The sequence below is a fragment of the Rhizobium arsenicireducens genome (assembly GCF_964021225.1).
Genome location: NZ_CAXHYK020000001.1, coordinates 3,744,803 through 3,770,212 on the forward strand (window position 1 = coordinate 3,744,803; position 25,410 = coordinate 3,770,212).

At 60.7% G+C, this 25,410-nt stretch carries 16 protein-coding genes; 10 read left to right on the forward strand and 6 right to left on the reverse strand.

Translation table 11 applies throughout. From position 1 onward, the window contains the following. Positions 1-111: 111 nt before the first annotated feature. Positions 112-1,287, forward strand: coding sequence for a glycosyltransferase (locus ACWPVA_RS18470; protein WP_454289063.1), 1,176 nt, complete (start codon positions 112-114; stop codon positions 1,285-1,287). Between the two features lie 26 nt (positions 1,288-1,313). Beyond that, positions 1,314-1,565: a hypothetical protein gene (locus ACWPVA_RS18475; protein ID WP_454289064.1), complete on the forward strand. Its 252-nt coding sequence runs from the start codon at positions 1,314-1,316 to the stop codon at positions 1,563-1,565. Between the two features lie 87 nt (positions 1,566-1,652). On the opposite strand, the gene ACWPVA_RS18480 is transcribed toward ACWPVA_RS18475, so the two are convergent. From ACWPVA_RS18480 to ACWPVA_RS18495, 4 genes are all read right to left on the reverse strand, one after another. Beyond that, positions 1,653-2,387 (reverse strand): LuxR C-terminal-related transcriptional regulator, encoded by a 735-nt coding sequence (locus ACWPVA_RS18480; protein ID WP_454289065.1) that lies wholly within the window; start codon positions 2,385-2,387, stop codon positions 1,653-1,655. A gap of 403 nt (positions 2,388-2,790) precedes the next feature. Continuing rightward, the gene (locus ACWPVA_RS18485; RefSeq protein ID WP_454289066.1) at positions 2,791-3,492 is read right to left on the reverse strand and encodes a Crp/Fnr family transcriptional regulator; all 702 of its coding nucleotides are present in this window, start codon (positions 3,490-3,492) and stop codon (positions 2,791-2,793) included. 221 nt (positions 3,493-3,713) lie between these two features. Further along, positions 3,714-4,946 carry a polysaccharide pyruvyl transferase family protein gene (locus ACWPVA_RS18490; RefSeq protein ID WP_454289067.1) on the reverse strand — a complete coding sequence of 411 codons (1,233 nt, stop codon included), beginning with the start codon at positions 4,944-4,946 and terminating at the stop codon, positions 3,714-3,716. Beyond that, positions 4,943-6,382 (reverse strand): hypothetical protein, encoded by a 1,440-nt coding sequence (locus tag ACWPVA_RS18495; protein WP_454289068.1) that lies wholly within the window; start codon positions 6,380-6,382, stop codon positions 4,943-4,945. Before ACWPVA_RS18495 ends, ACWPVA_RS18490 begins: the two co-directional genes overlap by 4 nt. Before the next feature lie 291 nt (positions 6,383-6,673). On the opposite strand from ACWPVA_RS18495, the gene ACWPVA_RS18500 reads away from it, so the two are divergent. The 7 genes from ACWPVA_RS18500 to ACWPVA_RS18530 all read left to right on the forward strand — a co-directional run bounded on the left by ACWPVA_RS18500 (position 6,674) and on the right by ACWPVA_RS18530 (position 21,933). Further along, positions 6,674-7,450, forward strand: coding sequence for a glycoside hydrolase family 16 protein (locus ACWPVA_RS18500; RefSeq protein WP_454289069.1), 777 nt, complete (start codon positions 6,674-6,676; stop codon positions 7,448-7,450). Positions 7,451-7,792: 342 nt separating this feature from the next. Beyond that, positions 7,793-9,676, forward strand: coding sequence for an amino acid adenylation domain-containing protein (locus tag ACWPVA_RS18505; protein ID WP_454289640.1), 1,884 nt, complete (start codon positions 7,793-7,795; stop codon positions 9,674-9,676). Continuing rightward, positions 9,673-13,263 carry a type I polyketide synthase gene (locus ACWPVA_RS18510; RefSeq protein WP_454289070.1) on the forward strand — a complete coding sequence of 1,197 codons (3,591 nt, stop codon included), beginning with the start codon at positions 9,673-9,675 and terminating at the stop codon, positions 13,261-13,263. Before ACWPVA_RS18505 ends, ACWPVA_RS18510 begins: the two co-directional genes overlap by 4 nt. Further along, positions 13,260-17,750 carry an amino acid adenylation domain-containing protein gene (locus tag ACWPVA_RS18515; protein WP_454289071.1) on the forward strand — a complete coding sequence of 1,497 codons (4,491 nt, stop codon included), beginning with the start codon at positions 13,260-13,262 and terminating at the stop codon, positions 17,748-17,750. The genes ACWPVA_RS18510 and ACWPVA_RS18515 overlap by 4 nt, the downstream gene beginning before the upstream one ends. Beyond that, the gene (locus ACWPVA_RS18520) at positions 17,747-20,293 is read left to right on the forward strand and encodes a condensation domain-containing protein (RefSeq protein WP_454289072.1); all 2,547 of its coding nucleotides are present in this window, start codon (positions 17,747-17,749) and stop codon (positions 20,291-20,293) included. Before ACWPVA_RS18515 ends, ACWPVA_RS18520 begins: the two co-directional genes overlap by 4 nt. Position 20,294: 1 nt before the next feature. Further along, positions 20,295-21,224, forward strand: a complete 930-nt coding sequence (locus tag ACWPVA_RS18525; RefSeq protein ID WP_454289073.1) for a hypothetical protein — start codon at positions 20,295-20,297, stop codon at positions 21,222-21,224. Beyond that, complete coding sequence (locus ACWPVA_RS18530; protein WP_454289074.1) at positions 21,112-21,933, forward strand: glucosamine inositolphosphorylceramide transferase family protein; 822 nt, start codon at positions 21,112-21,114, stop codon at positions 21,931-21,933. The genes ACWPVA_RS18525 and ACWPVA_RS18530 overlap by 113 nt, the downstream gene beginning before the upstream one ends. Here the strand turns inward: ACWPVA_RS18530 and ACWPVA_RS18535 are convergent. Both ACWPVA_RS18535 and ACWPVA_RS18540 read right to left on the reverse strand, forming a co-directional pair. Next, entirely contained in the window at positions 21,854-22,675 is an 822-nt protein-coding gene (locus ACWPVA_RS18535; RefSeq protein WP_454289075.1) for a 4'-phosphopantetheinyl transferase family protein, read from the reverse strand. The two genes, ACWPVA_RS18530 and ACWPVA_RS18535, sit on opposite strands and share 80 nt — an antisense overlap. Before the next feature lie 3 nt (positions 22,676-22,678). After that, the gene (locus ACWPVA_RS18540) at positions 22,679-23,872 is read right to left on the reverse strand and encodes a DegT/DnrJ/EryC1/StrS family aminotransferase (RefSeq protein ID WP_454289641.1); all 1,194 of its coding nucleotides are present in this window, start codon (positions 23,870-23,872) and stop codon (positions 22,679-22,681) included. Positions 23,873-24,272: 400 nt separating this feature from the next. On the opposite strand from ACWPVA_RS18540, the gene ACWPVA_RS18545 reads away from it, so the two are divergent. Then, entirely contained in the window at positions 24,273-25,409 is a 1,137-nt protein-coding gene (locus ACWPVA_RS18545; RefSeq protein WP_454289076.1) for a cache domain-containing protein, read from the forward strand. Position 25,410: the final 1 nt, after the last annotated feature.

Here is a 25,410-nt window from a genome sequence, read left to right on the forward strand (position 1 = left end):
TGGCCTACCATGCTCCCACCTTTGGATGGTGCTTCAGACCGAAGGGGGTCCTGTGTCGGGGCTTCGGCCAGACATAATCTGCAACTCTGAGGTCCGGGCGGAGGGAAGAAAATGCGGGTCGCAATCGTTCATTATTGGCTTGTGTCAATGCGGGGTGGTGAGAAAGTCATCGAGGCCCTCTGCGACATGTATCCGGACGCGGACATCTTCACGCTGGTCTACGACCCTGAGAAAATATCCGACAAGATCCGCCGCCACCGCATCATTCCCTCGTTCCTTCAGCGTATTCCCGGCGCGGTTGCCAACTACCAGTCCATGCTGCCCTTGATGCCCTTTGCGCTCGAGAGCCTGGATTTGAGGGACTACGATCTGATCATTTCGAGCGAGTCCGGTCCTGCAAAGGGAATCATCCCGCCACCGCATGCCGTGCATGTCTGCTACTGCCACTCGCCCATGCGCTATATCTGGGATCACTACCACATCTACCGATCGACTGCGGGGATTGCGGCCCGGATGATGATGCCGGTGCTCGCGCCGATTCTGCGGTCCTGGGACGCAAGTTCGAGCCTGCGCGTCGATCGCTTCGTGGTCAATTCGCATCATGTCGGCGAGCGCGTGCGCAAATACTATCGACGATCGGCCTCGGTCGTGCCGCCTCCGGTATCCGTCGACGACTTTGCTCTGACTGCCGATCTGGGTGATTTTTACCTCTGCGCGGGACAGATCGTCCCCTACAAGCGGATCGATCTCGCGGTCCGCGCTTTCACAGAAATGGGTCGGAATCTGGTTGTCATCGGTGATGGGGCGAAGGGGGATGTCTCGGCGCTCAAGCGTCTGGCCGGACCCACCGTGCGCTTCCTGGGCCGCACGTCCTTTCAGGATCTCAAACTAAATCTCGCGCGTTGCCGCGCGCTGGTTTTCCCTGGCGAGGAGGATTTCGGCATCGTACCCGTCGAGGCGATGGCGAGTGGGCGACCGGTGATCGCCTTTGGGCGGGGCGGCGCTTTGGAGACCGTGGTGCACGGGCATACCGGCCTATTGTTCCATGAGCAGTCCGTCGAAGCGCTCATCGACGCCGTTCATCAGTTTGAAGAAAGCGCGCAGTTGTTTCGACCCGACGCCATCCGCGCGCATGCATCGCAGTTTGGCACGCAGAACTTCCAGACGAGCATGCGAAAAATCATAGACGAGGAACTCGAGGCGAAGAGATCCGGTTTGCCGGCGGCAGCCGGCTTCCAGTCGCTGTCCCGGCCCTACAGCGGCGAGATGGCCGTTCCCCTGCATTGACGTTAGCCGTAAAAAGGAAGAAGCGGATGAGCCTGATCATGATGCGCTATGCCCGGCTCGACGATCACGGACTGATCCCATGGAGCAGGCGGACGAGGGGTGTGCGACGAGCTCCACTGTTCGCACTCCATCTCCTGGAATATACGCTGTTCATTGCCTTTGGCCTTGCGGTTCTCGCCACCGTATTGCTGCTGATGTTCGCCAGTTGGCTACTGGGTGTCGAGCGCAATGAATGCGAACCAGTGCGTCGAGAGGTGCCACCCGCGCCTACGCCGTGAAAACCGGTTTTGTGCACGGGCTTGACTTGGTGGCCAAGGCAGGCGTCCGGAAACATGATCCGGCGCCTCTTCTTGCCTCTGAACCGCTTATTTCAGCTTGAACGCGACTTCCGTGCGATTGGTGGCGTGGAGCTTCTTCATGATGTTGCGAATGTGCACCTTCACCGTGCTTTCACAGAGATTCATCTCATAGGCGATGATCTTGTTCGCTTTTCCGCGACGCAGTGCTTCGGCGACTTCGATCTCGCGAGGCGTGAAAATATCCGAACGGCAGTTGGCCCCATTCACAGCGGAATTGATCGCATCCTTTGCCGCGAGGATGCTACTGGCGGGAATGAAGACTCCCCCAGCCCGCGCCAGAGCAATGGCCTGGGCGGCTACGTTCACGTGGACGCTATTGGGTATGTAACCCCGTGCGCCCATCTCCACAGCCCTCATTATCTCGCTTAGATCATCCGAATCCGCGATCACGATAACGGGAACGCCTGTGAAGGCTCCCACCACATCTCCGATCTTCTCGCAAGTTCCCTGGTCACTGACCTTCGCGCCGCCGAAGACAACAAGTATGGCGGCGGGGTTATCCTTTGGCTGCAGACTTCGCCATTCGCCGATTGATCCTGCCGTTCGGATATGCAAGGCCGGATCACACATGGACAGACTACGTGACAGGCACTCCCGACCGAGTGTGCGAGGGTCGATAATCAGAATAAAGTCTTCGTCTTCATCATCCATATCGATTGTGCTTGCAAAGGCTTGTCCGGCTCGAAATCTGTCGCTCTGAAGTGGAGCGATATTCTCATGGGCAACGATGTGCGTGTTCACAATACTCTCCCTTACCACAGCTCGCACGTTTAACATCACTCTGTTGCGGGCCCCCAGAATTCATGCAAACAGGATACGCCTTCTCAGCCGCAGCGGAGACAGTATTTGATCTAGTTCAAGGGCGTTTCCAGTTATGCCATTATTTCTAAATTTAGTTATATACGCATTAACCTAGGTTAATTGATTGATACTATTTTTGGGTTGGGTACTTACCATTAATGCTGATGTATAGAGAATGCGGCTACTTCGATCGCGCTGGTGCACTGGCAGATATACGCCTCAACAGCGAACCGGTCGCATCTAGTCCGGCACGAGCTTCGCCCATTTGATCAAGCTCTTCTAAATCATCATAGTACAGTACTGTACCGAAGGCAAAGCAAGACGAGAGAGCAGTGGGCGCCGCTCAACCTATATGGGTGGCCAGGTATTCGGGATCGAAATCCACGAGATCCATCAGTTTCCTGCGGTCCAGGAACTCGACGATCCCGTTGCGGAACGAGACGAGTCCGTTCGTCCTCATGTCTTTGAGCACGCGATTGATGTGCACCGTCGACAGGCCCACTGCGTCGCCGATATCGGATTGTTTCAAAGGACAGACGAAGCCATCGAAGTTTGGTCTTGCGATCTCGCTTGCGCGAATGCCCAGTTCCAGAAGCAAATGCCCGGTCCGCTCAAGAGCGTCGCGCCGACCGATGTTTGCGATGCGCTCGGACATGCGCGCCTGGCGCTTGATCATCTCCGTAACAATGATTTTGGTGAACTGGGGAGAAAGGTCCAGTCCGCGCCCGAGGAGCCGACCTGGAAATTCATAGAGGCTGACCGGAGACACGGCTTGGACAGTCTCTTGGGCAAGAGCGCAGGATGTTGTGGAGATCAAGTCACCCCGAAGGGCGAACTCGGTCACGATCCGGGTACCGTTCGGCAGATGCTTGGCGCAGATCGTCCAGCCATAGTTGACGAACAGGATGCTCGAATCCTCGCGGCCAGGTTCGAAGACAGTGGCGCCGGCGGGAAAGTTGCGCAGGCAAGCGCCGGCCAACTCATTGGCACGGCGATGCTGAATATTCCCCTCCTGTGTGTTTTTCGGCAAGTCATCGATGCCCATTCAACTACTCCCGGCCCCGCCCTGATCACGGGGCTAAAGTCGATCGCAACAAGATACGCTCCATCAGAATATCGGTCATCTTTTGATGTACTAATTTAGCACAATCCCTCTGACTTAAATTGGATTCTAGCATCCTGGAGTTTTGTATTTCCGGCAGGTTGCAACTAAAGGCTGCTCAGAGGCGCTAGATCTACTTGTGCAGAAGCCGCCTTTTCCTACGTCTACACGTGGAGGACAAGATTTCCACTCATCGCCTCGGGTGCTGTCGCCTCCGACGAAAGCAAACGGCTTTTCAGAGACCGAACCGCGGCAGTCGCCGCAGCCACGTCGACTGCTTGAGCGGTCTTGTCGATCCCACCTGCCGCTGTCTCTTCAAGAAGCATGCAGATGTGCTTCGGCGTGATCTCAGGGCTATCGGCAAAATAGTCTTGCCGCCCCACCGACCGGAAAAAGCTCTCGACTTTCGGGTCCCAGCCCAGGCCCACCTGCGGGATTCCCAAGGCATAGGCCACGATGCAGGCATGCAGCCGATGGGCGAGCACGACCGAGTTCGATCGGATCACGTCCATCAGTTCCTCAGGCGTACCCGGCCGTTCCGCCAGCCGCAGCCTGCCGGCGGCACGACAGGGAGCGAGCCGCCCGTCGAGGAAGACCCGCTCGGCAAAAGCCTGATCTTCGCGCGCGCCATTGCTGAAGAGCTGGACGCGTTCACCGCGCTGGACGAGCAACTGGATGAGTTCCACATATTCCCCGGATGTGCCGAAGCAGATGCCGCGCACGCGCCTGCCGGAATGGCGCGCCAGGATCACCGGGTCGGTTACGCAAATACCGACGACATGTTCGCCTTCGTTCACCAAAGCGCTTGCGGTGAGAAGATCGCCGGCGAAAAGGCCGGGATCCGGTACGACCGCGGGCGCGTGACCCTTGGGGAAATGGTGTCGCCAGTTGTCATGCGACGCAGTATCCCGCACCGACAGGTAAACGAGATTTGTATCCTCGATCTGCCGAAACAGCGCAAGCGCGTGCGGCGACCAGGACCTGGTGACGCCGACGGCGTGGATGGCGAACGGTTTACCGCTACGGCGGACGCTGTCCAGTAGTGTGCCGATCTTGAGCGGGAAGTTGAGGTCGTCATCCTGGAAGAGATTGCCCCCACCAAGAACGACACCATCGACGGCGGCGATCTTTCTGTCCCATTCCTCACCCAGGGCGCGCAGCTTGGCGCGCAGAGCATGGGACACAGCCAAACGGCGAGCGAAGTTTGGCAGGACATGCAGTAGTCGGACCGCGGAGCGTCGATGTGGCGAGGTCGCACCGAAACGCACACGCCCGGCCAGATCAATGGTCTCCACCTCAATATCGCCATCGCGGCATAGCGCCTTTTCGAGGCACTGTGCCAGAACGCCGTCTCCCAGATTCTCACTGAATTTCACATTGAACACTGCAATTTTCATGAGAAGGCCTCCATGGAATCGGCAGGCCGCAAGGAATGCTGTGACCCGGTCGCTGGGCCGCCTGCGGATGCTGGCACGGCAAAGGCAGCAAGGCTGCCGGTCAGAACGTAGAACATCGTGCCCAGGTCGTAGACGGTGCCGGAAATAGCCGAGGTCGCGACCATGGCCAGAACGCCAGCCTTGCACGCACGCACGACGCAGAGCAATTCGCTATCTGCGTTTCTGGGCGTGCGTGCGCCCAACACTGCAGCCACGAAGATCAGGAAGAAGAGAAAACCGAGAAGACCGACGTTGGAGAGCAGGACGAGGACATAGCTGGAGGCGCGGGCGCTGCCCAGGCCTGCGCCAAGTCCGTAGGTGTCGAGGAAGGTCTTGTAGGCCATCGCATTCCAGAGAGTGCGCTCGCGGCCCGACTGACTGCTGGCCTTCGAAAGCAGCATCTCGTCTATGAAATCCTGCAGGCTTTCCGTGATGCCGGGGAAAAGAACGACAAGTATGAGAACCAGCAACGGAACGACCGCGACCGCGACGACCAGGAAGGTCGGCCGCGCCATCGCGGGGTCCCGAAGACCTGTCGCAATCGCACGAAGCCACAGAAACGGAACCACGACCATGATCCCGACCAGGGCCGTTGCCGAAGTGGATAGCAGCAGAGCTGCCAGCGACAGCGCGCCAAGCACTCCTGTTGTCCACGATCGCATGCGGTCGAGCCACAAGCTGGCCGTCAACGCAAACAGCACCAGCGCGTAGCCGGCAAAGGTTGATGCCTCGGGAAAGGTTCCCGAGATGCGTTTGAGACCGCCCTTTTCCGATCCCGTCAAGAGGGCGTAGTTCGCCGTCCTGAAGAAGCTCATGATGTGTTCGGTCTGCGTGAAGTATGTGACGACATCGGCTATCGCGAAAGCCAGGTTCATTGTAGCCAGAAGCACGATCGCACCGATGAGGTGTCGTGGGGTGCCGGCTTTGCGGAAATAGGCGAAGGCAGCGGCGAACGCGACTACGCCGCCGACGGAATAGACCGATTGAGTGATATTGTTAGACGAGAATCGCAGCGGCGTCAGCGAAATGAAATTCCTCCCGTTCGCCACACGCTCGACCGTCATCGTCTCGGTGATGCCTTGGAATATGCGTGGAAAAAACACCGCCGTCAGCAAGCCGAACGAGGTGAGAAGGAGCAGCCAGAATCCGGCTTGAGACGGCTGAAGCGCGGCGAAGAAATAACCTTCGCCAGCGGCCATGAACAGACGCAGGGCGAAGAAAGGCAGGAAGAGGCTGGGGACGAGAACGGTGGCACCACCAAGCATCGGCAAGCTCAAAGCCGCAGCGGCGCCGAACAGCGTCGACAGCACCATCAGGGAAAAGGACCAATGGATCGGCGCGGTCAGAATGACCAGGCCGGCCACGATCGTGATTACTCCCATCAGCTCGAGATTCATATTCCCGGTTCCCCCGCCGGCGTAGATAGGCCACCGTCGGATAGGCTGGCCCCAGCCCTTCTTGCCCATCCGATCCTCTCGTTACTCCATCAAAAATCAGGGGTGAGGGGAAGCTAACCGTATTCATGCCTGCGGCTACGCCTTTTGTGGTAGGCGGCGAAACGAATTCAGCTCTATCCCATCGCGGACCCGACCGGCTACGCAAGTGGCATGTGTCCCTCATATCGTAACCATAACTGCGCCCCACGGCGTTGCGGATTTCGCCGCTGTTCAAGAAGAGCGACCCTGCTTGTGGCCGCGCTGCTGCTGAGCCGGGCCGCGAATGCGTACGGCGATGACAATGGCGATACGGGCGATCTGCTTGATACCGGACAGATGACCCTTTCCTTCAGTGAGGAGTTCTCGCAACTCGACGTATCGGAATGGGGACCGGGAACGCGCTGGATTGCGCATACGCCCTGGTCGGGGGATTTCGGTGGTGCGCGTTTTTCCGCACCAGGCCCCGATTTCCCCTTCACGGTAAAGGATGGTGTCCTTCGCATCGAGGCCAGGCGGCACGAGAGTGGAGAATGGCGCTCCGGGCTACTCGCATCCGTCGATACGAAGGGCGAGGGATTTGCCCAGCAATATGGATACTTCGAGATGCGGGCGCGTCTACCGACCGGGCCGGGAGTTTGGCCTGCCTTCTGGCTGATCGGTTTGGATCGATCGCGATACACTGCGGAGATCGACGTGCTCGAGTACTACGGCGACCGGCCGGACGGCTTCTCCACCGTTGTCCATGTCTGGCACCGCGACGGACGGCATTATTCGCAGGGTAAACGTATCGAGGTTTTTCCGGAGGCCGATCCGGCCGAGTTCCACACCTATGGCGTGAAGATCGATGCGTCGCAGATACGCGTATACTTCGATCGCCAACTCGTGTGGAAGACACCAACGCAACCTGAACATCGCCAGCCGATGTATATCCTGTTGAACCTCGCGCTCGTCGAGGAGGAGAGCAGGAACGCCGCCGCCGATCCCTCCTACATGTTCGTCGAATACGTCCGCGCTTACAGCTTCAAGTGATCGCATTCGCATCGGCTATCCGGGTTAACCGGCCGCGACACCAATCTGTCGCGGAGCCGCTCCTTTGTCGCGCCTTGGGGGCAGCCTCGCCGGATGAGCGCCAGCGCGCGGGCCATCAATCGCATCGGTCAAAGGGATTAGGTCCGCTGGTACAATCGGTAAAACGGTTCACCCCAATGATCATCTATTTATTTCTCCCGATCATGGAATTCTGGGCATTCAGGAAGAGCAATCCGAGCCTTGACGGCGAGGAGCCGGGGGCTCCTTGGACGCGACTCCAACGATCCTGGGCAAGGGGGGGCGATGAACAATTCCAAGGTTCACAGCGATGATTGCGCCGGCATGGCGTTGAGTCAGCCGGGGGCGGTCCACTATGACAGGGAACGCAGTGTTCATGACGTCTTTGGTCAACGGGTGCGAAACAATCCTTATTCCAAGGCGGTTGCATTCGGCGCCCAGTCACTGAACTACCACGAACTCGATCGCCTGTCGGACACGCTCGCCGCATATCTGTTGAAGCTTGGCATAAGAAAGGGTGACGTGGTGGGGCTCGCCGTACCGCGCTGCCTTTCCACGGTCGTTGCGAAACTGGCGATCCTCAAGGCGGGCGGCGCCTACCTGCCGATCGACCCGGCCTTTCCTCTCGAGCACCTCAACTACGTGATCGGAGAATGCGCGCCGAGGATCATCTTCATCGATGATGTCCACGGCGAGCATGTGCGCGCGCTGCCCGAGATCCGGGGTGCGACGATCAATCTGGAAGCGCTGCTTCCGACCCTTGCTGTCGAGGCTTCCGTTTGCTTGCCAACGGTTGGTGGCGGCGATGTCGCCTATGTCATGTATACGTCTGGCTCCACAGGACGGCCCAAGGGCGTTGCCATACCCCATCGTGGGATCACGCGGCTGGTCCTCGACCAGAACTACATCGATCTCAGCAGCAACGATGCGGTACTGCACACGGCAACGATATCCTTCGATGCCGCGACCTTTGAGATCTGGAGCGCGCTTCTTAACGGAGCTGCCCTCATCGGCATGCCCATTCCAGACTTCTCGCTTGGCGATCTCTCCAAGGTCATCCGCGAAAATGAAGTGACTGTCGCTTTGCTGACCACAGGCATGTTCAATCTTTTCGCCGACTTCGTCACGGAACCTCTGCCCAGCCTACGCCAGGTTCTATTCGGCGGGGAGGCCGGATCGGCGGAACATGTCCGGCGGTTCCGGGACGGCCATCCGGATTGTCGGCTGACCAATGCCTACGGGCCGACGGAATCATCCTGCATTGCAACCACATTCACCGTTCCCGCCGACTTCGCCGGCGACGACCTGCCCATTGGGCAGGCCATTGCCCATACGAGCATCCTGATACTTGACGAAGATATGCGCCCCGTTGAAGCGGGCGTCGATGGTCAACTCGCGCTCGCCGGCGACGGTCTGGCCCTCGGCTACATGCATCGGCCGGATCTGACTGAAGAAAAGTTCGTGATGGTCGAGACGTGCCAGGGGCCGTTGCGTTGCTATCTGACTGGCGATCTTGCCGTAAAAGACGAGAACGGAATAGTTCTCTTCAGGGGACGTCGTGACCGACAAATCAAAATCAACGGCAAGCGCATCGAACTCGATGAGATCGAGGCAGCAATCCGCCGCGACCCCCGGCTGCTGGACGGCGTGGTCGCCTGCCATTCGCAGGGCGCGTCAATCAAGCGGATCGTCGCCTATCTTCGACCAAAAAATGAAAACGACATCGGCAATCCAAATTTCGTGCCGGCCTTCATGGAGCGGCTGCGCCATGCGCTTCCGGCCTACATGATCCCGAGCGCGGCGATCGTGCTTGCCGAGTTGCCGCTGACACCGGCCGGCAAGGTCGATCGTTCGAAGCTCCCTGCACCGCCAATCGAGGTCGCCAGACCGGCGGCACCCGAAAGCCGAAGCGAAGAGCTGCTGGCCGGCCTCTGGCGAGAGGTGCTCGGCATCGAGGACATACCGCTGGATCGCAACTTCTTCGATCTCGGAGGCACATCGCTTCAACTGTTGAGGGTTCAGGCTGGGCTGCTGGCCAAACTCAGGCGCGACTTGGACGTGTTTGTACTCTTCAAGCATCCGACCATCCGCGAGCTGGCACGGTTTCTCGATGACAGAATACCAAAGGCATCCCCGTCGATGACCGCCGATCAGCGGGCGGCCTTAAAAAGACGGAGCATGTCCCAATTCCGCAGGAGCGCATCATGAAAGGCAACGGCGAGCTTGTGCAACCCCTTGTCAGCGAACAGGGCTTGGACGAGACCATTGTAGCGGACGGCGTCGCGATTGTCGGCATGTCCGGCCGGTTTCCCGGAGCACCATCGGTGGACGCTCTGTGGTCGCTCGTTGAGGAGGGGAGAAGCGCCTTCAGGTCGTTTTCTCCAGGCGAACTCGAAGATGCTTTCACGGATGACGAACGTTCGGGCTCGGACTATGTGGCCTCACGCCCCTGTCTCAGCGACATTGATATGTTCGACGCTGAGTTCTTCGGGATGTTCCCACGCGAGGCGGCCGTCACCGATCCGCAGCACCGCATCTTCCTCGAGATCTGCTGGGAAGCGCTCGAAAGCGCAGGCTATGATCCCTATCGACGTTCTGAAATGGTGGGCGTCTTCGCCGGTTGCTCGATGCCGACCTATCTGCTCAACAATGTGTTGGGAGACCGCGCAAAGGTCGAGGAATTCACGTCGAATTACCAGATCGGCTGCTTCAATCAGATCGTCGGATCGGTCACTGACACACTCGCCACGCGGGTGGCCTACAAGCTCAACCTGCGCGGACCCGCTTTCACCATCCATTCGGCGTGTTCGACATCACTGCTCGCGGTTTCGCAGGCATGCCAGAACCTGCTGACCTATAGCTGCGACATGGCGCTGGCGGGAGGTGTGTCCATCACTATCCCGCAAAAGCGCGGATACATCTACCAGGAAGGTGGCATGGTATCCCGCGACGGGATCTGCCGGCCCTTTGACGCGGAAGCGAGTGGAACTGTGTTCGCCAGTGGGGCGGGCGTGGTGTTGCTCAAGCGGCTCGATGATGCCCTGCGCGACCGGGACAGGATCTATGCCGTTATTCGTGGTTGCGGCGTCAACAACGACGGCTCCGACAGGGTCGGATTCACGGCGCCGAGCGCAGAAGGGCAAGCTGAGGCGATTTCCATTGCCCTTGCCAATGCCGGTGTCGAGCCGGACACGATCGGATATGTGGAATGCCATGGAACGGCGACGCCTCTAGGCGATCCGATCGAATTTTCCGGTCTGCAGCTCGCCTTTTCCCGGATCGCCGAGAAAAGGGGATGCTGCGCGCTGGGTTCACTCAAAGGCAATATCGGCCATATGGATGCGGCCGCCGGAGTGAGCAGCCTGATCAAGGCTGCGCTGGCGCTCTATCACGCGAAAATCCCGGCCATGGCCAACTACGCGCAACCCAATGCGCGCATCCCTCTGAATGACAGCGCCTTTTACATACCGAAAATGACATCGGCGTGGCCGCAAACGTCAGCGCCTCGCCGGGCCGGAGTCAGTTCGTTCGGGGTCGGGGGAACGAACATCCACGTCGTTCTGGAGGAGGCGCCGCCCCCGGGGCCGGATGCGACCAACGACGATGAAGGTCCTTTCATCCTGCCACTGTCGGCGCGCACCGACGACGCGCTGACGGCGGTGCGCCAGAATCTCGTTGCCCACCTGCGAGCGAATCCAGCAATTGCGCTTACCCAGGTCGCCCGTACCTTGCAGACAGGTCGCCACGCGTTCAAGCACCGCGCCGCCGTGGTGGCGAGTAGTGCCACGCAGGCCGTGGATCTGTTGAGCGCCGAACGAGTGAACGTCGGTCTTGCCGGGGATGCGTCGCCACCCGTCGTGTTCATGTTCCCGGGACAGGGATCGCAATATGTTGGTATGGGTGCCGAGCTCTATCGACGCGAGCCCGAGTTCGCCCGCTGGATTGATCGCGGCGCCGAAGTGCTGAAGATGAGTTACAGCATCGACGTGCGCGACTACATTTGCCACGCTGGCCAGGTGACCGAGACGATGGCGCAGGAGCAGCGCGAGACGCGGATCGCGCAGCCGTGCCTCTATCTGGTCGAATACGCAATGGCGCGGCTCTGGATGAGCCGTGGTTTGATGCCGGACGCGATGATCGGCCACAGCGTCGGCGAGTTTGTGGCCGCCACGATCGCCAACGCCATCTCGTTCGAGGACGCGCTCAGGCTCGTTGCCATGCGAGGCTGGCTCATGCAGAAGCAGCCACCGGGTGCGATGGCATCGGTTCGCTGCGAAGCGGAAACGGCGCAGCTCCATCTGCGCGGAAGCGCCGAGATCGCGGCCATCAACGCGCCGAAGCTGTGTGTCGTCTCCGGGCCGTTCAAGGATATCGACGCGGTCTGCGCTGCGTTGGAAAAGGCCGGGATCGCCTTCAGCCGGTTGCAAACTTCCCACGCGTTCCACTCCGCAATGATGGAGCCGTGCATCGATGAGCTGCGGGAGCTGGCCGCGAAGGTCACCTATGGCACCGCGACGATCCCCTATGTCTCCTGCGTGACCGGCGCATGGCAGACCGACGAGGCGGGTTTCTCGCCCGACTACTGGGCGCGGCATTGCCGCGAAGCCGTGCGTTTCGCTGATGGTCTTGTCACGCTTTGCAGCGACCAGAAACCTGTCCTGCTCGAGGTCGGGCCCGGCCGGACGCTGTCGACGTTTGCTGCGCAAACCATCAGCCGCAGTGGTACGATCGCCATCGTTCAGTCGATGCCGGAGCATGATCGTGCCAGCGCCGCCGCGGACGTTCTGGCGGACGCGCACGGCAGGCTCTGGATGAGCGGCTGCGAGTTGGTCTGGCCACCGCTGTCCACCGGGGCCGAACGCGCCGTACCGTTGCCAACCTATCCGTTCCAACGTCAGCGTCATTGGATCGACGCGCCTGCGCCTGTCCGGCGAGCCGCAAGTGCGCCCAGTGTCCGCCCCGAAGTGTCCCTTACGAAACCAACAGGCGAGATTGAAACGATGAACGCCATGAACCCCTTGCCACCGTCAGATCGTATTCCGCAGCTGGAGAGCGGGCTCATGGCGCTACTCGGCGATATGTCCGGAGAGGACCTCGACAGCGACAGCAGAACGAGCACGTTCCTGGAGCTTGGTTTCGATTCGCTGTTCATCGGTCAGTTCGCCCAGAAGGTCGAGAAGCAGTTTGGCGTAAAACTGTCGTTTCGTGAATTGTTGAGCACAATTCCGAGCATTGCCGATCTCGCGCGGCACCTGGACCGAGAGATGCCGCAGCCTGCCACGTCAGCCGCAGCGGCGGTCCCGGGGGGCATGACAGTCAGGGCGCCTGGACCGGCTGGTGCCTCACCATCGATCGCACCGGTCGCAGCGCTTGCACCTGCCGCGCAGATAGAGGGCGGTGCCGGCCTCGAAGCCATCCTTCAGTCCCAGATCCAGATGACACAGGCCCTTTTCACCCATCAACTTCAAGTGCTTCAGGCCGCCTCGTCGTCCCCCTTGCTGCCCCCTCGCGGCGCCGAGGTGCCTGTGGCTCCAGTTGCCGCTCCCAAGCCCCCCGCGCCTGGGGGCGGCACTGAGGAACAAGGCGAGATCGGCACCGAACGTGTCCGGCTCTACCGGCCCGGTGCCAAGCCGATCGCTCCCCAACTCTCGCCCGTGAAGCAGAAGTTCTTGACGGAGTCGTCGCGACTTATGCCGATCAAAACCGGAGGTCCAAGGCGTTCACCGAGAAAAACCGGCGCCGTCTTGCCGACCCCAGGACAGCGACGGGTTTCCGGGCCGACTGGAAGGAAATGATCTTTCCAATCGTTTCCGACAGATCCAAGGGCGCCCGCATATGGGACATTGACGGTCACGAATATGTCGACCTGGTCAACGGATTTGGTCAGACGGCCTTCGGCCATGCGCCGGGTTTCATCATCGAAGCGATGAAGACGCAGATCGATGCCGGTTTTGCCATCGGCCCTCAGACGCCGCTGGCAGGCGAAGTCGCCGAGATGATATGCGAGACGACCGGGCACCAACGTGTGACCTTCTGCAACACGGGATCGGAAGCGGTGATGGCGGCGATGCGCGTGGCGCGCACCGTAACAGGGCGCGATTACATCGTGGTGTTCGCCAACGACTATCACGGGCAGTTCGACGAGGTCCTGGTCAAGGGCCGCAATCGGGCCGCCAACCCCGTGGCCCTGCCAATCGCAGCCGGAATCCCCTCGAGTTCCGTTTCGAACATGATGGTGCTTCGCTACGGGGCCCCCGAAAGCCTCGAGTGGATCCGTGCCAATGCGGGTGATATCGCCGCCGTCATCATCGAGCCAGTCCAGAGCCGCCATCCCGAATTGCGGCCCGAACAATTTGTTCGCGCCGTTCGGGACATCGCCACGCAGGCGCAGTTCGCGCTTGTCTTCGATGAGGTCGTGACGGGCTTCCGCGTCCATCCGGGTGGGATGCAGGCGGTCTGGGGCATCCAGGGCGACATGGCGACCTATGGCAAGGTGATCGGTGGAGGCATGCCGATCGGCGTGCTCGCCGGCGACGCCAGGTTCATGGATGCGCTCGATGGAGGCCACTGGAACTACGGTGATGATTCCGTGCCGATGGTCGCGCCGACATTCTTTGCCGGGACCTTTGTACGCCATCCTGTTGTGCTGTCAGCGGCCCGGGCGGTCCTGAAGCATATCAAGGACGACGGTGCGGCCCTCTACGATCGCGTCGCCCAGCGCACGGAAGCGCTTGTTAGCGAAATCAACGCCGACCTGGAATGGCGCGGTGTCGCGCCCCACATCCAAGGGTACAAGAGCTGGTTCGTGACTGATTTCAGCAATCAGGATCCGCTCGGCGGGCTGCTCTATCCATATCTGCGCCTGAATGGCGTGCACATCCAGGATGGCTATCCATGCTTCCTGACCACGGCACACACCGAGGAGGACTTCCGCTTTATCGCCAAGGCCTTCCGGGACGGTGTGGATGCTCTGCAGGCGGTGGGGATCCTCGCTCCGAACGGCGCGGGCGCAGGCGCGATCCTGCAGGCGTCTTCCAAGCTATCCGACAAAGAGATCGTCAGACAGGAAGCGTCCACGAGGCCGGACACGGTGTCATTAACGGAGGCGCAGGCCGAAATCTGGCTTGCGGCCCAGGCGGGTGACGAGGCCTCCTGTTCCTTCAACGAGTCCTTCACCCTCAGGCTGGAGGGCAATCTCGACGAGGCCGCATTCGCCAACGCCTTAAAGACGGTCATCGATCGCCACGACGCCCTGCACATCCGCTTCGGCCGCTCCGGCGAACACTTCAGCTTCATCCCCAATTTCGCCCTCGACATGCCGATCCTGGACATGACGCAGGAGGCCGACTGCGAGGCTACCCTACGGGACCTCGTCAAGTCCGAAGCGGTTATTCCTTTCGATCTGGTCAATGGACCGCTGGCGAGGGCCTTGCTGGTTCGGCTCGCTGGCGACAGGCACGCATTCGTCTTCACGGCCCATCACATTGTCTGCGACGGTTGGTCGATGAACGTGCTGATCGAGGAATTGTCGGCCGCCTATTCGGCCGCAATTCGCGGTGAGACCGTTCAGTTCGAGCCTGCGGTTTCCTTTGCCACCTACGCGGCGGAGTTCGCACCGAAGTCCGAACCGACGGGAGAAACCGCGCGTTTCTGGCTGGACCAGTTCAAGGAGATACCTGAGGTGCTTGAGATGCCGTTCGACCGGCCGCACCCGGAGCACAGGACGTTCGCAGGCGGTACCTCTACGCAAACAATCGACAAGGAGGTCTACAAGCAGCTTAAGAAGCGTGGCGCTGGCGCGGGCGCAACGCTTTTTTCGACGCTGCTCGCGGCCCTTCAGGTCATGGTCTCGCGCCTTACCGGGCAATCGGACGTGGTCATCGCGGTTCCCTCAGCCGGCCAGAGCCTTGTGGAGGACAAGATCCTGGTCGGACACTGCGTCAACCTTCTGCCGTTGCGCCAGTCCGTTGATGCCTCATCTTCCTTCAAGGATCATCTCAAGGCCACGCAACAATTGGTATTAAAGGCCTTCGAGCATCAGGATTATACCTATGGCACCCTCGTGCGGGCGCTTAACATTCGCCGCGATCCTCACCGCCTTCCGCTGACGGGCATACAATTCAATCTCGAGCGGGTTACGGCCAATGCCGAGTTTTCCGGGCTGACCGCGAAAATCGAACCCAATGCCAAGGCCTTTTCAAACTTCGACATGTTTTTGAACATGATCGAGAGTGCCGACGGCATACGCATTGACGTCGATTACAATGCTGACGTGCTTGACCAGGAGACCGTCGAGCGCTGGATTGATCATTTTATCACGCTCGTTACCGCGCTGGCTAACGACATGGAGCGGCCTGTGGCGGAACTGCCGCTTCTCTCAGAGACGGAACTCGACTGGTTGGCAACCGGTCTGAATGAGAGCGTTGCCGACTACGAGCGTGACCAGACAATTGTCTCGCTCTTCGCGCGGAGGGCCGCGGAGCAGCCCGCCGCCATCGCTGCCATCCACCAGGGCAGAACCATCAGTTACGGCGAACTCGAGGCGCACTCCAACCGACTCGCCCGCCACATCCGCGCCGTTGTGCCGGAAAGGGGGCAGCGCGTCGCAGTCCTGGTCGAGCGTTCGCTCGACATGCTCATCGCGCTTCTGGCGACCATGAAAGCCGGGCACGCCTATGTGCCGCTCGATCCGGAACACCCGGAGGCGCGTTTGCGCCAGACGCTAGAAACCGCGCATCCGGTCGCCATCATCTGCGACAGCGATTCTTCGGCCAGGCTTGCCGGCGACGGCGATCGTGTCGTCCGCCTGGACAAGGAAAGCGGCGCCTTCGCGGATCAGTCCGAAGCGCCGATCGAGGACCTGCCGTCCGATACAATGGCTCCCGCCTATGTCATCTTCACGTCCGGTTCCACGGGTACGCCCAAGGGTGTCGAGGTGTCCCACCGGGCGCTCGTCAATTTCCTGGCGTCGATGGCGCGCGAACCCGGTTTCACGCAGGACGATACGATCGTCGCAGTGACGACGGTTTCCTTCGACATCGCCGGGCTCGAACTCTACCTGCCGCTCGTAACCGGCGGCAAGGTGGTCATCGCTGATCGCGGGCAGGTTCAGGACGGGTTCGCGCTCGTTCGGCTCGTCGAGGAGAGCGGCGCTACGGTGCTGCAGGCGACACCGACGCTCTGGCAGATGCTGGTCGAGGCCGGCATTGGAAAGGTGAGCGGTAGACTGAAGATGTTGTGTGGCGGCGAGCCGCTTCCCAAGGACCTGGCGAAGGCGCTCGTCGCCATCGGCGCGGAATTGTGGAACATGTACGGCCCGACGGAGACGACGATCTGGTCCTCGGTGCAGCGCATTCTCGATGACGATGCTCCGATCACGATCGGTCATCCGATCGCGAACACCGAACTCCACATCATCGACGGCAATGGCAGGCTGGCGCCCGTCGGCGTGGCGGGGGAGCTGTATATCGGTGGTGATGGCCTGGCTCGCGGTTATTTCGAACGGCCGGACCTGACGGAGAAGGCCTTCGTCGAATGTGACATCGGGACCGGTGGCGTTCGCCGGCTCTACAAGACGGGCGATATAGGCAAGCGCCTGACCGATGGCTCACTTCAGCTGCTAGGTCGCCGAGACAACCAGATCAAACTGCGTGGTTTCCGCATAGAGCTGGGAGACATCGAGTCTGTCGTCTCCCAGGTCGCAGGCGTGCGCCAATGCGCGGTGGTTGGCGTCCGCAACAGCAAATGTGATCCGGCGCTGGTCTGCTATTTCGTCGCCGAACCGGGTATTGCGGCCCCGCTGGGCGAAACCCTCGCGGCCCACGCACGATCTCAGCTCCCTGCCTATATGGTGCCGACTTACTGGCAACTCGAGGATGCGCTTCCCCAGACCGGGAACGGCAAGCTTGACCGCAACGCGCTGGCGAAGCGCGGCCTGCCTCAGCGTGAGACAGTGTCGGTCAAGGTCGCGCCCCGGACTGAGATGGAGGAGAAGCTCGCCACGATCTGGAAAACCGTCCTCAACATGGACGACATCGGCGTCGAGGACAATCTCTATGAGCTCGGGGCGGATTCGCTGACGATTTTCCGCATCGCCGCGCGCATGCTGGACGAGGGCCTGCCGCTGGAGGCCAAGCACCTGTTGCGCCATCCTTCAATTGCTGAACTGGCGGCCTACGCGGACGAACAGGAGAAGAGCGGCTTCGAGGCCATGGCCTACCAGATCCCCTCGCTGGCTGATTTTCGTAACGGCGCGCGTCGAGGAATGGGAAACGTGCAATGAACCAGATGGGAAACATCACGCCTGCCCCCAATGCGACAACGGCGATCGTCGGAGAATTCCCCTGCACCCAGACCCAACTGCGCTGCTGGGTGCTGGATCAGCTGAAGCCGGGGAACCCGGCACTGAATGTTGCCGTGCGCTGGGAGATCCGTGGGGAATTCAAAGCATCGACGATCGAGGCGGCGCTGCGCAGGATCATCCAGCGGCACGAAATCCTGCGCACGCGTTTCTTCGAACGCGATGGCCGCCCCTATCAGCAGGTCGTCGAAAGCGTCGACTTCAGGCTGTCGGTCATCGATCTCAGAAGCATGCCGGCCGAGCAGCGCGAGCAGCGGATCCTCTCCATCGGAGAGGAGACGGCATCCGCGCCTTTCGACCTGAGCCGACCGGGTCTCATTCGCGTGTCGCTGCTGATCGTCGAGAACGAGCGTGCCTTCATCCTGATTACCGCGCACCAGAGCTGCTTTGATGGATGGTCGATCCGCGTGCTGGGCAGAGAGGTTGGCGAGATCGCGGCGGCGATCGAAGCGGGGCGGGCGCCGGACCTGCCGGACCTCCCCCTGCAATACGGCGACTTCGCGCTGTGGCAAGAAGCCTATCTCGACAGCTACGGCTTCGATACCGAAAAGACGTTCTGGCGGGAACAACTGGTCGGCGCGCCCTATTTCGAGGTGCCACCCGATCATCCGCGCAAGGCCCAGAAGACGAACAACGGGAATATCCTGTCGGTCGTGAAACCTTTGGAGTTCAGCGAGAGGATCGAGAATGCGGCCCGCGAGAACCGCGTTTCGCTCTACAGCTACGGCGCGGCGGTGATGAGCGCGATGCTCCACCGATACACGGGCGCCGGTGATATCCTGTTTGGAACGCAGATTGCCGGGCGGGACCATTCCGATCTGGAGAACCTGATCGGCGTCTTCATCAACAACCTGGTGCTTCGCTTCCATGTCGCGAAGGATGTATCCTTCCTCGATCATCTGCGGGTCTCGAGCGAAGTCGTAAAAGCGACGCTCAACCACCAGCGCATGCCGTTTAACAAACTGGTCGAACTGATCAATCCGCCGCGGGACCCCTCGCGCAATCCTCTGATCTCGGTGAACTTCAACCTGCAGAAGGCCTTCCTCGAGGATCGGCGCTATGGCTCCTTCGAACTCATCAGCGCTCCGTCGCAATCGCCGGGCGTCATCTACGACCTCAGCTTCATCATGATCGGCCGCCCGTCCGGTTGGCGGATGTCGATCGAGTACAACACGGATCTCTTCGATCGGGCCACCATCGAAAAACTGCTCCAGATGTGGCAGGACGCCTACGAGCTTGCGCTCAGCAGACCGGCAGCCCCCCTGTCACTACTTGTGGCGCCTGGCGAGGGAGGTGATTTCGGCACGTCGGGGAGCCGCGTGACGCAAACACCGGTCGGCGCTCTCTCCGGGATTCGGGCAGGCCGTGTCGAAACCGCGGAGTTGCCAGCGGTGAACTCTCGTGAGCGGATGTCGCCACCCGAGCGGGTCGCGGCGCTCGCGGAGATCTGGGCTCGGGTGCTGGACGTGAAATCGGTGCGGGCCGAAGACGATTTCTTTGCGCTCGGCGGCCATTCGCTGCTGGCGCTGCGCATGCTCTCGGCGGTGAAGGAGCGCTTCGACATCAGGCCCAATCTGGAACTCCTTTTCCGTACGCCGACGCTCGGCGGTTTCACACGCGCGCTTTTCGGCGACGACGACGTCGAGGAAGTGGCTCTGGCGACTGGTGGTGCCTGGGAGGCGAGCCTCTATAAAGTAGGCAGCGGCCCCTGCACTGTCTTCACGCTGAACCACCCCTTCCTCTACTATCGGCTGGCGAGCGAACTGGCAGACACGGTATCGGTCTACAACGTCAGCATGCTCGGGGCTTCGTCCTCTGGAACAGACCGGTCGTCTCTCGAACAGATTGCAGCGGACGCGATCGCTGCGATGCCGCTCGCCGACGCGAAGGGTCCGATTGCCCTGGTCGGCCTCTGCGTCAATGGAGTCCTGGCGGTGGAAGTCGCTCGCCAGCTCAAGCTGACTGGCACGGATGTGGCGTTCACCGCCGTCATAGACTCTTGGGCCCCGGGTTATTTCCGCTCATTGCCGAAGTCCCGGCAGCTCTGGTGGAACACTGAAAAGCGGATCCGGCGCACCGGCTATTTCACCCGAAAGCTTCTGGCCGGGCGCTTGCGCCCCGTCGCCTTCCTCAAGGAGTTCAATGCTACGCTCAGGCTCATGCGATTGATCGGCGTGGGGGCCGCCGAGCCCTCCAGAGAAGAGCAGGCGAACGCGGATGCGACGGAGATCCTCGTCCAGGCCGCCCGGGACTATCAGGTCCAGGACGCGCGAGACGTGCGGCTCTTTAGAAGCCAGGCCAATCATCGCCGCGCTACCAAGCTGCGGTTTGGCTGGGGAGATGCCATCGACCGGGACGCCGACGTGATCGAACTCAAGGGTTGGCACGAGGGCTCCCTAGCGCTCGACGGCATTCGCAGACTTGCCGCCTCGATCGAAGACCAGCTGCTGACCGGCCGGAAGTGACATGGTGGCGCGCACGCAGGAGAACAGCGGCCCCGCGGCGCCGGGTCCATTGCGGATCGGATTTCTGGTCGGGCCAAGTGGCGTCTTTGAAAATTGGGAGCAGCGTGTGTTCGACCGCGTCATGGCCGCACCGGGCCTCGTGCTGGCGGGCTTCCTGGTTCACCCCCGGCCGTTTAGGCCGCAGCCGATATCCCCCGTGTTCAGAAGCCTCGCGCGGCTGGAACGGGCGATGCTGGCGCGTGAGCCTGCCTATGTCAGCAGCCATTTTAGTCCGAACGGGCAGCGCTTCGAGCATTTGCCACCGGCCGTCGACCTTGACAGCAGCGACGCCGAGCGGACCGTCCGGCTCGTATCGGATCTCGGCCTTGACCTCGTCATGCGCCTGACTGGGGTCGGTCTTCCTGACGAGGCCGTTCGTGCGCTTCCTTTCGGGGAATGGAGCCTTTCCTTTTCCGACGAACGCAGCGAGACGGCTGACTGGTTCGGCTATGACAGCGTGGTGCATCACGCGCCTTCCAGTGCGCTGGTGCTTAACGCGCGGTACGGAGCCGCTCCCGAGATTCAGCGCCTCGCGACATCGGCCTTCAACACCAAGTTCAGCGCCCAGCGAAACGCGGGCTTCATCAAGGAGAGAGCGGTCACGCTGCTCATGCGCGAACTGGTTCGTGTCGCGGAGACAGGTAAACTGGATGCCATGCCGAAGCCGTCGCAGCCAAGTGGTCCACGGCCGCCGCCGTCCGGTCGCAATCTTCTGGGCTATTGCGGTTCACTATCCGGCGAGCTTCCTGTTTCGCGCCGGCAAGGCGCTATACAGGAAGATGGGCGGCGGATCGGCGGTCTGGACACTCTGCACCGGTTGCGGCGACATCGAGAATTTCGATCCGCGGCAGTCCGTCGAGATCGTCCCCGACCGGGACGAAATACGCGCTGACCCCTTCCTTCTCCAGCATGACGGCGGCTGCTACCTGTTTTACGAGGCCTATGCGAGTGGCGACGCGAAGGCCCACATCGCGGTTGCACGTCTAGTCGGCGACAGGCTGGAGAGACTGGGTGTAGCGCTGAAACGTGACTATCATCTCTCCTATCCCTTCGTCTTCCGCCATGGACGTGAGCTTTTCATGATGCCGGAGACAAGTCAGGCGCGTCGGCTGGAGATCTGGCGTTGCGTGGAATTTCCACTGAAGTGGGAGCTACACTCCACTGCCCTTCACGGCCTATCTCCAGCCGACAGCGTGTTGACGCGCTACAGGGACCGATGGTGGCTCTTCACCAACCTGTCCGACTTCCACGCCTATGAGGACCATTGCAGTGAGCTGCACGTCTTTGAGGTTGATGGCCCGGGTCTGTCCTGGGTCGTTCCGCACAGGCGCAATCCCGTCGTTCTCGATAGCACGACGGCCCGGAATGCCGGGCGGATGTTCGAGAGGAATGGGCGTCTGTATCGTCCCTCACAGCGCAACGAAAACGGAATCTACGGCTATGGGCTGAACATCATGCTCATTGAGCAGCTTGACCGGGAAAACTATCGCGAGCGGTGCGTGAGAACCATCAATCCCGATTTCAAGCCCAAACTGATTGGCTGTCATCATTTCGATGCGGCAGGTGATCGCTACATCCTGGATGCGCGGCTGAGCCTTTGATGTTGCCAAGCGATAGATCCTCGCCTTGCCAGGCGTGATAGCGCAGCCGTACGGGCGCTCCATCGCTCAAAGCGGAAAGGGCACCCTGGAATCCGGCAGGAACCCTGATGTTGTAAAGCCTCCAGTGGCTGCGCTCAGATGCGTCGCCATTGAGGCGTCCGAGATTGAGCGCCGCTCTGGGCCCGACCGAAACGTCGAAGGAGTCCAGCGCGATCGCAAGACCGCTTCCATGCGCCTTCACGAAGGCTTCCTTGCGGGTCCAGCAACGATAGAAGCCGTTCAGATGGTCGCTTTGCGGCAGCCTCTTCAGGGATGCGCGTTCGCGGCAGGAGAAGAAATACCCGGCAATGTCCTCCTTGAGCGGCTTTGTTTCTTCTACGTCGATGCCGAGAGGGAAACGGTCGCAGATCGCGAGCATTGCAAGCGACCCGCTGTGGCTAAGGTTGAAATGTGGCGTCGGGGTGGAGTCTCGCGGTGCAAGGTGCGGTTTGCCGAACTCGTTGTAATCAAACGTCAGTTCGTCAGGTGGGACTCCGAGGCGGTTGCCAAGAACGATGCGCAGACTTGCCCGTGCGACGATGTAGCGACGGGCATCACGTGCCAGCACGAAGCGCAAGGCCCGGGCAGTTTCGTCGTGGGAAAGGAGCGTGGCAAGCCTTGCGACCTCGCTCGTCGGCCGCTCCAGCCACCATGTCCAGAGATCGATGACGGCCGGAAGCGATGCCGGTGCACATTCTTCCATTGCTCAGGTTCCGTAGTCCGGCGTTGTGACATAGGCGCGGACAGGAGCATTGCGGTGCCGCCCCATCCTGCGGGCGAGAAACTTCATTACCGGAAGCGGATAGTTTTCGCCCAGGCTGATGCGGCATGTGCGTCTCAGGATATCGAGGGAGCGCGCACAGGCGTTTGGCGAATAGTCCATCGGACGGGCGGCCCAAGCGAAGGGGCTCATGCGCGGATGAGCGGCGCGCTGCTCTAATATGGGCTTCCAGAAGCTGTAGACATGTCTACTCGAGTCATGGACTCGGTGGACGCCTCGCGGGTTTTCGGCCGCGAATGCTTGTGCCTCCTTCTCCGTGTCGAAGATCACGTGAAGGCCGATGGCGTTGGAGCGGTCGTTATGCGGCCCGACGCGCAAATCTGCCGTGGAGGAGAGGATCGTGGCCACGGCATCATAGCGCCGGCGCATGCGATCGATCATCGGATCAAGCTTGCTGAGCTGGACGTTGAGCATCGCGCCCTGGATCTGGCTGGCCTTCAGATTGACACCGCAGAAGGGAGGTTCGTTGGCGTTGTCGAGATGACCGCGAAACACGGAGCCGATGTCGTGATACATCCGGGCTCGCGCAAACAGATGATCGTCGTTGGTCACGATCGCCCCACCTTCGCCGATGCTGATGTTCTTGAACTGGTTGAAGCTGAAGGCCCCGACGTCACCGATCGTTCCGACTCGACGCCCCTTGTAGGTTGCACCAACCGCCTGGCAGGCGTCCTCGACGACGATAAGGCCGTGCTCGCGGGCAATGCGCATGATGCTGTCCATGTCGCAGACCATGTTCGCCATGTGCACCGGTATGATCGCCCGAGTCTGCGGGGTGATCTTGCGTTCGATGTCGAAGGGGTCAATGGTCAGGGTCTCGTCGATGTCGACAAGGACGGGAACAGCGCCGGCCGCAAGTACAGCGCCGGCCGTCGCGATCCAGGTATAGGCGGGCACCAGTACTTCGTCCGAAGGGCCGATACCGGATGCGACAAGCGCCGCGATCAGTGCGGCGGTGCCGTTACAGACCGTCAGCGTGTTGCGAACGTCGAAGGCGACGCAAAAATCCGCCTCGAACCGCGCAAGCGGTCCGTCTTGTCCGCCGCCGTAGCGGGAAAGCCTGCCGGATGCGATGACCGGAGCAATCGCCAGCCATTCCCTTAAGCCGACCCGCGCCATGACCTGTCTCTCCATTCCAACGAGCATTGCAAGGTACAGCTTGAACGTAGCTGCTCACAGTCATGCGTTCAAAACGGACATCCGGCCGAACGGAGATACAATCCGTTACCCCGCGTCCCTACGGAAGCAGTACATCGCGCTCGCTTCTACTCAGATTGGACAGTAGGCATACTTGGAGCCAGATAGCGACTGCGGGTGAGAGTGTTGAGGAACACCGAAGCCGCGAAAACGACCCCAGGCGGCTGCTGTAAACGAGAGAGGCAATATTGGCGGGTGCGCATCAACGTGACAGCATGCTAAATAAGCTATAGTCACCATTTGAGCGCGTGAGCCGTTACCTGCAGTGAGAGCTGTGGGGCACCTGACGCATAACAATCCCGCAAAGTGCGGAAAGGTCTTCATGCCGTTTAGATTCCGAGCCACCGCCCCAAGCCCCTCGCTGGCATTCCTGACGATGGGCTTCGTTCTGGTCAGCGCAATCATCGGGCTTGTCATGGCCTATGTGCTGATCAACGAGCGGGGCCGCGTCTACGAGAAGGCGCGGCTGACAGATGCCGTCGAGATACGCATGCATGGTGTCCAGACAGCAGTCGCGCAGTCCTTGCACCGTGAATGGCGCAATCTGCTCGCCGTTCGCGATCAATTGTCTTTTTCCCGTCCTCAGGATCTGCAACTGCAGCTCAACGCTCTCGTCGGTGACGGGGACGTCGTATCCTGGGCCGGCTTTGCCCAAACCGACGGCATCGTTCTGGCCGCTTCCAGCGGACTTCTTGTCGGGGAAAGCGTCCAAGCGCGTCCCTGGTTCAAGGCCGGACTCACGGGGACATTTGCGGGAGACGCGCATGAGGCTCTCCTGCTGGCTTCCAAGCTTCCGCCGCACCCAGAAGGCGCGCCTTTGCGGTTTCTCGATTTTGCCACTCCCGTCAAAAGTTCCGACGGATCGACAATAGGCGTGCTCGGTCTTCATCTTAATGTCGATTGGGCCCAACGGCTCCTCAACGAGTTGGCCGAAGCGATGAAGGTGGATATCTTCGTTGTCGGAGCCGATGGTGCACTCGTCGCCACCTCTGTCAGCGAGAAGTCAGCCACGCTCGATCTGCCGAGCTTCCGAATGGCCCGCTCCGGCGCCTCGGGCTCCGGGGTCGAAACCTGGCCGGATGGTCACACCTATTTCACCACAACGGTTGCCGAACTGGCTTATGCAGACCTGCCGCGGTTCGGCTGGAACATGGTCGCCCGGATTGATGGCGATGCGGCCGCCTTGCCTGTGCGTACGATGACGAGAGATCTGCTGCTGCGCCTTTTCGGCTTCGCATTGATCTTGCTTTTGCTCACGCTGCTTTTCATCGTGGCCTTCATCCGGCCATTCGCCGATCTGGCCCGCAATGCCGTGGAGATTGCCGATGGCGCTGACGTCTATCCGATGGAAAGCCACAGGACCCGAGAACTCGCCATGATCGGAGCGGCCTTGGCGCACTTGCAGTCGGAGGCTCATCCACATGAATCGCGGGACACCGGCGCGCACGAGGACCGGTGAG